Genomic DNA, 11,257 nt, shown 5'->3' on the forward strand with positions numbered 1-11,257 from the left:
GGGGCGACCGGAGCGGACCGGCACGGTCACCGACGATGGGCGGACCCCGGATCGGGGACGATCCCGGACAGCCACCGTGAGGCCTTTTCGAGGATCTCCGCCGCCGGTGACGCCGCCGCCTCCGACACGATCCGGGTGTACTCCCCGTCTCCGAGCCGGTCCCGGAGCCGTGCGTCGACGCGCAGCACGAGCGGGGTGGTGGTGTCGGGGACGCCTCGCAGCCCCACCGACCATCCCATCAGCAGGGCCGCCCGGTGGGGGTCCTCCTCCACCGTCATCGCGGCCATGACCTCCAACAGCTCCGAGCGGATCGGGCCCATGAGGCCGATGACCGACCACCACGAGCGCCCCGCCTCGCGCCAGGCCGCCTCCGTGTCACCGGAGGACCAGGAGATGGTCGCCGCCAAGGCGGACGAGCCGACCTCGACATAGGTCGGCGCGAACCCGCCGAGCGCCTCCACCAACGGACCGATCCGGTCCACCAGGGCGCGGGCGCGCGCGTGCTCGCCCCGCTCGCGCTCCCACTGGGCCTCGGCCAGCAACAGCAGCACCCGGTGCTCGGGCTGGGCGGGACCCCCCGCGGCCGACGCCAGATCCAGATCGGCCCGCGCGGCCACCAGATCGCCCCTGTCGATGTGGATCTGGGCGCGTCGGATCCGGAACACCCCGGCCATGCCCTCCAGGCTCCTGCCCTCGGCCAGGAGGACCCCCTCGTCCATGAGCTCCCGGCAGTGGTCCAGGTCGTCGTAGCGGCGCACGTCGATCACCTGGGCCAGGGCCTGGCACTGCCCCCAGGCGTCGTCGAGCGCGCGGAACCCCTCCAGCGCCTCGGTCGCCTGTTCCAACGCCGAGGGGAGTCGCCCGGAGAGGGCGTCGGCCAGGGACAGCAGGAGCCGCACCATGGCGCGCATCCAGGGATCGGGACCGTCCAGGGCGCGCGCGATCCGCGCCCTCGTGGTCCCGTCGCCCTCCAGTATCACCCGGTACATGAGGACGTAGACCAGCAGGGGGTGATCCTCGGGGAGGAGGCCTTCCACCGCGAGCGCCTCCTCCACCGCCCGCACGTGTCCCTGGACGTCGTCGAGGGAGGTCACGGACGAGGCCGACAGGTGGAACAGACAACTGGCGTGGGCGACCGCGCGTCCGGCCGGCACCTCGTCGCCCATCAGGTCGAGGACCTCCTTGGACCAGCGGGAGAGCGGTTCCCAGGAGTCGCCGAGGGTCCAGTACCACTGGGAGTACTCGATGAGGTCCAGGGCGGTGGCGACGTCGCGGCGCTCCAAGGCCCAGCGCACGGCGAGGGCGAAGTCGTCGTTCTCGTCGTGCAGTCGGGCGAGCAGCTCGCCCTGCCGGGGACCGCGCAACAGCGGGTCGGCCGTGCGCCACAGGTCGCGAACGTGGCGGGCGTGCGCGTCGCGGACCCGATCGACCTCCCCCGCGTCGGCGAGACGCCCGGCGGCGTAGGCGCGCACGGTCTCCAGGAGCCGGTAACGGGGCGGGGCCTGGGCCCGTCGGGGATCCTCCGCGATGACCAGCGACTTGTCGACCAGGTCGAACAGGACCGTCCACACGTCGTGACCGGCGACGGTGCCGGGACGGTCGGGGTCCGCGCACACCCGTTCCAGGGAGTCGAGGGAGGCGCCGCCGGCGAACACCGACAGGCGGCGCAGGAGCCGGCGTCCCGCCTCGTCCAACAGGTCCCAGCTCCAGTCGACGACGGCCCGCAGCGTGCTGTGCCGGGGCGTGCGGCGCACCCCGCCGCCCAGGAGCCGGAACCGGTCGTCGAGGCGGTCGGCGAGGTGGTCGGGGGTCATGACGCGCAGGCGGGCTGCCGCCAACTCCAAGGCCAGGGGCATCCCGTCGAGGGCTCGGACGATGCGGACGACATGGTGGACGTTGTCGTCGGTCACGGCGAAACCGGGGCGGACGGCGCGGGCGCGTTCGGTGAACAGGACCACGGACAGGGCCGCCGCGGCCTCCTCGGCGTCGGCGTGCTCGGCGGGCAGGGACAGCGAGGGGACGGGCAGGAGGTGCTCGCCGGGCGTGCCGAGGGGTTCGCGAGAGGTGGCGAGGACGCGCAGGCGCGGGCAGCGGGACAGGAGGAGGGCGGTGAACCGGGCGGCGTCGGCGACGAGGTGTTCGCAGTTGTCCAGGACCAGGAGCAGGGGCTGGTCGGCGATGAACGCGGCGACGCGTTCGGCGGGCGGCGGGGGCGGAGCCGATCGGGCCTGGAGGAGGGCGTGTTCGCGCAGGCCGAGCGTGTCGGCGACGGCGTCGGGGATGTCGACGCCCTCGGTGAGCGGGGCGAGTTCGACGAACCAGGCGCCTCGGTCGATCAGACCGGGGACCCGCGCGGCGAAGGCGGTGGCGGCCTCCACGGCCAGCCGGGTCTTACCCGCCCCGCCGGGGCCCAGGAGGGTGACCAGGCGGTCGCGGGAGAGCAGGTCCACGGCGATGTCGACCTCCGCGCGCGGCACGAACCCGGTGAGCGGCACCGGCAGGCGCACGGGGACCGCCTCCACCGACACGGGGGCCCCGCCGGAAGGGGCCGCTCCCACGGAGAGGGCCGGGCGATCGGGTACCGGTCGTGGGACGCGCGCGGTCGCCGCCGCCGTCGTCGTCGTCGGAGCGGAGAGTTCGCCGCGCAGCAGGCGCAGATGGACCTCGGCCAGACGCGGCGACGGGTCCAGTCCCAGGTCATCGGCCAGGCGGGCGCGGAACCGCGCGTAGACGTCCACCGCGTCGGCGGTGCGACCGGCCGCCGCGAGGGCGCGGACGAGGAGTTCCAGCGGGCGCTCCCGGTGCGGCTCCCCCTCGGCCAGCGCCTCGGCCTCGGCCACCGCGTCGGCGGTACGGCCCAGGTCGAGCAGGGCCGCCAGCCGCTCCTCGCGGGCGGTCGACCGGGTCTCGGCGAGGCGCGCGGCGACGCCCTCGGCCAGGCCGCGGGCGGTCAGGTCCACCAGGGCGGGTCCCCGCCACAGCCCCAGGGCCCGTTCCAGGTCGGCCAAGGCCGGGGCGGGGCGTCCGGCGGCACGGTGGGAGCGGCCCTCGCGGACCAGGTCCTCGAACACGAACAGGTCGACCCGGTCGGGCGCCACGGCCAACCGGTACCCCTGGGGACCCCCCTCGATCTCCGCGCCCCCGGCCAGGGCGCGGCGCAGCCGGGAGACCAACGCCTGGAGGGCGTTGGTCGCTCCGACGGGAGGCGCGTCCTCCCACACGGACGCGAGGAGGCGGTCGGTGGTCACCCAGTGGTCGGGGCTGAGCAGCAGCAGCCCGAGGAGGGTGCGCAGCCGGGCACCGCCGATGGTCACGGGCTCCCCCGCGGCGTCGTGGACCAGCAGGGGACCCAGAGTGGAGAACCGCACCCCTCCATCATGGCCCCCCGGAAGCGGTGGGGTGTCGGCTCCCGGGGGGCGCGGTGGACATCCGGCGCCCACCGCGGTGGGCGGGGATCACGTGCGCCGGGTCCACAGTAGGGTTCGCTCAGGAACGTGTGCGGGTGTTGGCGCACGTCCCTCCGCCACGCCCGGCGCCGGGGCCGTCCCGGAGGCCGCGCCGCGAGCGGGTCCGTCCTGCGGGGCGCCGCGTCCCTACCGCGTCCCGCGATTCCGAGAGTCCAGCAGGAGTCCCACATTGTTCCCGGCCCTCCCTTCCCCCCGGACGACCGGGGCGCGCCGCGCGCCCCGCACCTTCCCCGGCGCGCTCGCGGGCGCCCTGGCGGCGGGGACGGCGTTGACCCTGACCACGGGCTGCGGCCTGTTCTCCCCCGGCCAGAACGGGGACATGCCCGACGACATCACCGTCACCAGCCCCTTGATGCAGGAGGGCCGGCCGCTGGCCGACGCCTACAGCTGCGTCGGCGAGGAGACGGGGCAGGACGGGGAACGCGAGACCGTCTCCCCACCGCTGACCTGGTCGGGACTGCCCGAGGACACGGTGTCGATCGCGCTGGTGGTGGACGATCCCCAGGCCGCCGAGGTGTTCTGGGTGCTGTACGACCTGGATCCGCAGTTGGGCGAACTGCGGCAGAACACGGTGCCCGCCGACGCCCGGCAGGGGCTCAACAGCGCCGGTGAGGCCTCCTACGACCCTCCCTGCCCGGAGGAGGACGACCCGCACGGGTACCGGTTCACGGTCTACGCCCTTGAGGCGCCGTTGGACCTGCCCGAGGGCGCGGAGCTGGGATCGACGCTGGAGGCGATCGCCGAGCGTGCGATCGGGAGGGGTTCGCTCGTCACCGGCACCGGGTGATGTGGGTCATGATGGTCGCCTCTCCGCGGGTCCGCCCCGGGTGGACCCGTGCGGACGACGCTTCCGGGATTCCCCCAGGAAGCTCGGATCGCCCTCTGCACACAGGCCGCCACAGCGCATACAGTGGGGCAGTGCCCCCCGTCCCTTTTCAGATTGACCGATACCCGTCCACTCGCCGCGCGGCACGCTGACCTGAGACCGCACAGGAGTCGCCTGCACCACACCCGACCAGCAGGCCGGCCCTCCACGGGAACAGGCGGTCGCCGCCTCGCTCCGATAGGACCCGCCCGGACCGTTCGCCGGAGGAATCCGGGCGCGCGGCCGACCTCCCCAAGGTAGTGCGTACACCATGACCCTCACCGTCATCATCATCGCCGTCGTCGTCGTGCTGGCCGTGCTGTTGCTCCTGTTGCTGGGCATGCGCGCGCTCAACCTGGGGTCGCGTGACGACCGTTACGAGGACGACGACTACGAGTACGACGATGCCGAGGAGGGCGAACGCGCGCCCGACGAGGAGGGCCACCGGGACGACGGTCGCGACGACGCACCGCGCGGACGCGGACGGCGCCAGGGCGGACGGCCCGAGCGACGCCCGGAGCGGCGGCCCAAGCCCAAGGCGCGGCGCAACAAACGCGAGGTGGACTGGGATGACGACGACGAGGACGGCGGCTTCTGGTCGAGTCTGGGCGGCGAGGACGTCGACGAGCGCGGCGGCGGGGGCCGGGCCCGGGGCGAACGGGCGGACGACCGGGGACCCAACGTCACCGCGTACGAGTACGAGGACGAGGACGAGGACGACGGGTACGAGGACTACGACGACAACGAGGCGTCCGGGCCGCCCGGAGCCACCACCGTCCTGCCTCGCGCGACCGGCCCCGACCCCTCGTCCGACCTGGCCGTGCTGGCCAGTCTGGGCCGTAACGAGGAGCCCCCGCCGGTCCCGGAGAACGAGCGGGCCCTGCCTCCGCGTCCCGAGCGCACCGAACTGCCCTCCGCCGGATCCCCGACCGTTCCCGCGCCCGCAGGAGCGGACGACGATCCGCTGAGCTCCAGTTCCTGGAAGGTGAACACACCCCCCTCCTCGGACACCCGGTCGCTGGCCGACCGGCTGACCGCGCCGAACGCCGACCTCTCCGGCGGCGCGGACCCCTTGGGCGGTCCCCTCGGAACCCCGCGCGACCCGCTCGGGGCCCCGTCGGCGAGCGGGTCGACGCCGTCCTCGGGAACGTCCCCCTACTCCCCGTCGTCCTACGACGGCGGCCGGGGCGGCTCCTCGCTCGACGCCGATCCGCTGGACCCCGGTTTCCGGGGCTCCCCCTCCCCCGGTTCCACCACGGGATCACCGATCTGGTCGAGCCTGGACACCGGCTCCCACCAGCGACCGCAGGGCGGTTACGGGGTTGCTCCGGGCATGCCCGGCGACCCGCTGAGCGGTGGATACCCCGCCCCGAACCGGCCCGACCCGTTGGCGGGCCACAACACGGGAACGCACCGGCGGTCCTCCCCGTACGACAGCGGGACGCACACCCGCTCCCCCTACGACACCGGGAGCCACGTGCCCGGAAGCCCCGTGCCCGGAGGGCCGAGCGCGCCGCGACGTCCCGAGTACGACACCGGCGAACACACCCGCCCCTCCTACGACACCGGCTCCCACACCCGCCCGGAGTACGACACCGGATCCCACACGCGTCCCGGGTACGACGGCGGAGCCCGCGCGCGGCCCTCCTACGACCCGTACGACAGCGGGACGCACACCCGCTCCCCCTACGACACCGGGGGCCACGTGCCCGGAAGCCCCGTGCCCGGAGGGCCGAGCGCGCCGCGACGTCCCGAGTACGACACCGGCGAACACACCCGCCCCTCCTACGACACCGGCTCCCACACCCGCCCGGAGTACGACACCGGATCCCACACGCGTCCCGGGTACGACGGCGGAGCCCGCGCGCGGCCCTCCTACGACCCGTACGACAGCGGGACGCACACCCGCTCCCCCTACGACACCGGGGGCCACGTGCCCGGAAGCCCCGTGCCCGGAGGGCCGAGCGCGCCGCGACGTCCCGAGTACGACACCGGCGAACACACCCGCCCCTCCTACGACACCGGCCCCTACACCCGCCCGGAGTACGACACCGGCAGCCACGGCCGGCCCGAGGACACCGGATCCCACACCAGGCCGCCGTCCCCCTCCCCCTATGGCCCGGGTCCGTCCTACGACACCGGTTCCCACCGTCGGCCCGCCCGACCGGGCAACGACCCGTTGTGGGGGCCGGGCGAGGACTCCTTCGGCGCGCCGAACACGCCCGGTGGCTACGGCGGCCCGGCTCCGACCGGACGCCCCGACCCGTTCGAGGGCGGCCCGGTCCCGCCGCGGCCCGACCTGCCCGGCGCCCCCTCCTACGGTGGCTTCCCCGGGTACGGAGCCCCCACCGGAGGCCACCCCGTCGACCCGACGCGCGGCGGCGTTCCGGGCCCGGGTTACGGCGCCCCCACCGGCGCGAACCCGGCCTACGGGCGTCCCGCCGGCGGCCCGGGCGGCCCCGGGGCTCCGGGCGACGGATACGACGACGTGCTGGGCGGGGAGTACCCGCCGCGCTCCCAGGAGCCGGAGTACGACGGTTACCGCCCCTTGGAGGAGTGGCACCGCCCCGGCGGCGCGACCCCTGATCCCTACCGCGACGCCCCCTACGACCAGCGCGGTCGCGACGACCGGGGGTACGACGACGGCTACGGCGACGGTCGGTTGCGCTGATCCCGCAACGCGGACACCGAGCGTGAACGCCGGTTCCGATTCGCGGTGAGGGCCGGGCGGTACTCCGCCCAGGACTTCACACTGCCGAGGTGGCGGGTCTCAACCCGCCACCTCGGCTTTTCTTCTGTGCGTATTCGCACCCGTGTCATGTGAACTCGGGAAAATGGTTACCGAAACCACAACAGTCCGTAACACTGCGCTACCACCATTGACTACAGTTGGTGATTGACACGACACCCTTCGAGACATCTCGAAGGGTCCCCGTCGTGCCCGCGCACCCCCGGTCCGGACACCCGTCGTCCCGTGCGCCTACGCATCACCTGCCAGAACAGAACAGGAGTCACCATGCGCAACGACGCCCAGGGAATACCGCCCGAACCACCACTGGAGGTACCCGCTCCTCGCGCCGACCGCAAGGGCGCGGCCGCCGACGTCGGCGCCTCCCTCGTGGTCTTCCTGGTCGCCGTCCCGCTCTCCCTCGGCATCGCCGTCGCCTCCGGGGCGCCGCTCATCGCCGGGATCATCGCCGCCGTCGTCGGCGGCATCGTCGTCGGCCTCGTCGGCGGATCCGCCGTCCAGGTCAGCGGCCCCGCCGCCGGCCTGACCATCATCGTCGCCGACCTCATCGCCACCTACGGCTGGCGCGTCACCTGCCTGATCACCCTGCTGGCCGGCCTCGTGCAGCTCGGCCTGGGGGCCTTCCGCATCGCCCGCGCCGCCCTGGCCGTCTCACCGGCGGTCGTCCACGGCATGCTCGCCGGGGTCGGCGTCACCATCGCCCTGGCCCAACTGCACGTCGTGCTCGGCGGGGAACCCCAGAGTTCCGCCCTGGCCAACATCGCCGACCTGCCCGCCCAGATCGCCCACAACCACACCCCGGCGGTGGCCGTCGGCGTCATCACCATCGCGATCATGTTCTGCTGGGGCAGACTGCCCGCCATCGGCAGGTTCCGTCCCGCCCTCGTCCCCGCCGCCCTGGTCGCGGTGGGCACCGCCACCGTGATCGCCACCATGGGCCGCTGGGAGGTCGAGACGGTCGCCCTGCCCGACTCGCTGGCCGACGCCTGGAACGGGCCCGCCCTGCCCCAGGACGGCCAGTGGCACGGCGTCTTCCTGGGCGTGGCCACCGTCGCCATGGTCGCCAGCGTCGAGTCCCTGCTCGCCGCCATCGCCGTGGACCGGCTGCACAGCGGACGCCGGGTCATGCTCAACCGCGAACTGTGCGGCCAGGGCGCGGGCAACGCCATCAGCGGCGCCCTCGGCGGCCTGCCGGTGGCCGGGGTGATCGTGCGCAGCACCGCCAACGTGCGCGCCGGCGCCCACAGTCCGCTGTCCACGATCCTGCACGGCGTGTGGATCCTGGTGTTCGTCGCCCTGTTCGCGCACGTGGTCGAACTGATCCCGATGGCCGCGCTGGCCGCGCTGCTGGTGTTCATCGGCGTGCAGATGGTCTCCATCGCCCACCTGCGCGACCTGCGCCGACACCACGAGGCGGGCGTGTACCTGGTGACCCTGTCCGGCGTGGTGCTCCTGGGTCTGCTGGAAGGGGTGTTCCTCGGGTTCGCGCTGGCCATGGTGGTGTCCCTGCGCCGCCTGACCCGGCTCACCGTCACCACCGAGGAGCGCGACGAGCGCGTTCACATCACCGTGCACGGCTCCCTGACCTTCCTGGGCGTGCCGAGGCTCGCACACGTCCTGCGCACCGTCCCCGCCGGCGCGGCGGTCGACCTGGACCTGCACGTGGACTTCATGGACCACGCCGCGTTCGAGGCCATCCACGCCTGGCGCGTGGACCACGAACGCACCGGTGGCTCCGTGGACATCGACGAGGTGCACGAACGCTGGTACGAGCGCAGCTCACAACGGTCGGCACCGGCCACCAAGACCACGCCGCGAGGGCTGGCCCGCTGGTGGGCGCCCTGGGAGATGCGCGGGGGCACCGAGGCGGTCGACCCCATCGGCCTGCTCGCCGCGGGCGCCCGCGAGTACCACTCCAGCACCGCCGACCGGATGCGCTCGTTGATGAGCCGACTGTCCCACGGGCAGAACCCGACCGCCCTGTTCATCACCTGCGCCGATTCCCGGGTGGTGCCCAACCTCATCACCGCCAGCGGCCCGGGGGACCTGTTCACCGTGCGCAACGTCGGCAACCTGGTGCCGCCCCCGGACGGTCCCGGCGACGACTCGGTGGGGGCCGCCGTCGAGTACGCGATCGCGGTCCTGCGGGTGCCCTCGATCGTGGTGTGCGGCCACTCCCACTGCGGGGCCATGAAGGCGCTGCTGGAGAAGACCCATCTGGACCCCGACGCCACCGACACCTCGCACGTGCGGCGCTGGCTCACCAACGGGGCCACCAGCCTGACCCGCGCGGGCGAACCCGTCGGAGCACTGGCGGGACTGCCCACCGCCGAGGCCCTGCGCCGCCTGGCCCAGGCCAACGTCCGACAGCAGCTCGCCCACCTGACACTGCACCCGCTGGTGCGCGAACGGTTGGAGTCCGGAGAGCTGGAACTGACCGGGATGTACTACGACCTGGAGACCGCCCGGGTACACCTGCTGGACACCGCGACCGGGGAGTTCACCCCGGTTCAGGATGTCCGGGACGTGACCGATCCGGTGCCGCACCCCCGTGAGGGGGACCTGGTTCAGCCGGTGGAGGAGTCGTCGGGCGCGTCGTCACGCCCGTCCTCCTGAACCCCCGAGGCCTGGTAGGTGGCGAGCAGCACGATCGCCACGATGGCCATGATCGGCAGGCCGAAGAGGATCACCCAGAAGCCGGTCGAGTCGAGCAAGAGTCACCCATTCCGTGGACGCGGATGCCCGTGAGGACCGACCCCGTCGGCCCCGCGGGTGTCCGCACCCCGCGTGTGCGGAGCGCGGAGCGCTCCGCCCAATCTATCGGTGCCCTCGCCGATGGACCATCACCACGGGGATGTACACACCTGCCCCACCCGCCGAAGCGGCGAGTGAGGGGGAGGGGGCGGCCGGTGGGCAGGAGCCCGACCGGGCGTCCCGGGTCGATCCGCCCCGAGACCCGAAGAAGCCGCGCGACCTGTCGGTACAGGTGGCGCGGCTTCTCGCTGTTCCCTGGTGCTTCCCGGTCTCCGAGCAAGCACGGCCAAGGGCCGGGCAGCGCATGGCCACCTCGCCGAAAGCCGACATAACCGACTTCGACGTCTTCATGCCCTACGGGCTTTGTAGGCCTGTCGGACCAGATAGATGATCGTCCACGACAGAACCCGGCCGTTTCCATGCCCTACGGGCTTTGTAGGTCTACCGAACACGGCAACAACCCGACCGACGCTACCACCGGCGCACGTTTCCATGCCCTATGGGCTTTGTAGGTCTACCGAACCCTTCCCGATTCTCACAGGGTCCGGCCTGCGGTGATACAGCCCTTCTGCACGCAATACGCCTTCAATGCCGCCAAGGACACGTGACCGGGGTCACATTCTTCTCCCGAAAGGCCATGAACAGCGCAAACGCCGTGCACGCGCAGAGGGGTTCTGACACCCGAACCGGATTCGGTGTACACGCCTCGACTGACAAAGACCGCTACTCACAGTCTGCCATGAGCACCCGCACACCCGCCTCAGGTTCTCTGTCTCCCGAACCGCCGGCTCCCTCACCCTGCTCGTGATTTCTCGATCGTCGTCCCGATCCGGGATACCTGGCAGCTCCCACACAGAGCGTTCGGGCCGATCTCGGCCGTCCTGGTTCCGGACGTGGCCCCGCCTGCGGTCACCGTGCTCGACCACGCCTGCGGGCTCCACAAGCAGGAAATACTCCGGCTACGCCCTCCAAAATGAGCCCTCCGCTCGATCCCAGACCGTCAGGGGGTTCCATCCGCCAACCGGATGGAACCCCCTGACGTTTGTCAGGTCACCCGCACCTGTTGCCGGTACCCGGTCTCGGCACCGGCCGCTTCGAGGGCAGTGAACACCTCGTCTTGCAGCGCCTCGCGCAGCGATTCGGCCGGGGCGAGTCCGTGCTCTTCCCTCAGCATGCGGGCGCCTTCCTCTGACAGGTCGACCCTGACCCTCATGTAGTAGAACATCGTTCTCCGATCGTGGTCTTCACGGGGAAGGCCGAGCGCCCATGGCGGCGCCCGGCCCATGCCCGGCACCCCTTGCGGCCGGGCTGCGGTGCCGTCCCTCCCCAGGTGTCGGCCGGGATGGGGCACCGCGTCTTGGTGCCCGCACGCCCGGGAGAGAGGTCCCGGACGTGCGGGGGTATCAGTCGCCGATCGCCCAT

General features: G+C 72.9%; 6 protein-coding genes. 3 read left to right on the forward strand and 3 right to left on the reverse strand.

Going from position 1 to position 11,257, the window contains the following annotated elements:
- Positions 1 to 26: 26 nt before the first annotated feature.
- A complete protein-coding gene (locus PWG71_RS21105; RefSeq protein WP_274811650.1) occupies positions 27 to 3,368 on the reverse strand; it encodes an AfsR/SARP family transcriptional regulator in 3,342 nt (1,113 codons plus the stop codon).
- A 268-nt stretch (positions 3,369 to 3,636) separates the two neighbouring features.
- On the opposite strand from PWG71_RS21105, the gene PWG71_RS21110 reads away from it, so the two are divergent.
- The 3 genes from PWG71_RS21110 (at position 3,637) to PWG71_RS21120 (ending at position 9,697) form a co-directional block, all read left to right on the forward strand.
- The gene (locus tag PWG71_RS21110; protein WP_274811651.1) at positions 3,637 to 4,254 is read left to right on the forward strand and encodes a YbhB/YbcL family Raf kinase inhibitor-like protein; all 618 of its coding nucleotides are present in this window, start codon (positions 3,637 to 3,639) and stop codon (positions 4,252 to 4,254) included.
- A gap of 349 nt (positions 4,255 to 4,603) precedes the next feature.
- Positions 4,604 to 7,003, forward strand: coding sequence for a hypothetical protein (locus tag PWG71_RS21115; protein ID WP_274811652.1), 2,400 nt, complete (start codon positions 4,604 to 4,606; stop codon positions 7,001 to 7,003).
- Positions 7,004 to 7,348: 345 nt separating this feature from the next.
- Positions 7,349 to 9,697, forward strand: a complete 2,349-nt coding sequence (locus tag PWG71_RS21120; protein WP_274811653.1) for a SulP family inorganic anion transporter — start codon at positions 7,349 to 7,351, stop codon at positions 9,695 to 9,697.
- Here the strand turns inward: PWG71_RS21120 and PWG71_RS21125 are convergent.
- Both PWG71_RS21125 and PWG71_RS21130 read right to left on the reverse strand, forming a co-directional pair.
- Positions 9,649 to 9,795, reverse strand: coding sequence for a hypothetical protein (locus PWG71_RS21125; protein WP_274811654.1), 147 nt, complete (start codon positions 9,793 to 9,795; stop codon positions 9,649 to 9,651). The two genes, PWG71_RS21120 and PWG71_RS21125, sit on opposite strands and share 49 nt — an antisense overlap.
- A gap of 1,085 nt (positions 9,796 to 10,880) precedes the next feature.
- The gene (locus PWG71_RS21130; RefSeq protein WP_274811655.1) at positions 10,881 to 11,009 is read right to left on the reverse strand and encodes a hypothetical protein; all 129 of its coding nucleotides are present in this window, start codon (positions 11,007 to 11,009) and stop codon (positions 10,881 to 10,883) included.
- Positions 11,010 to 11,257 lie beyond the last annotated feature (248 nt).

The sequence above is a fragment of the Nocardiopsis sp. N85 genome (assembly GCF_028882275.1).
Classification (GTDB): domain Bacteria; phylum Actinomycetota; class Actinomycetes; order Streptosporangiales; family Streptosporangiaceae; genus Nocardiopsis; species Nocardiopsis lambiniae.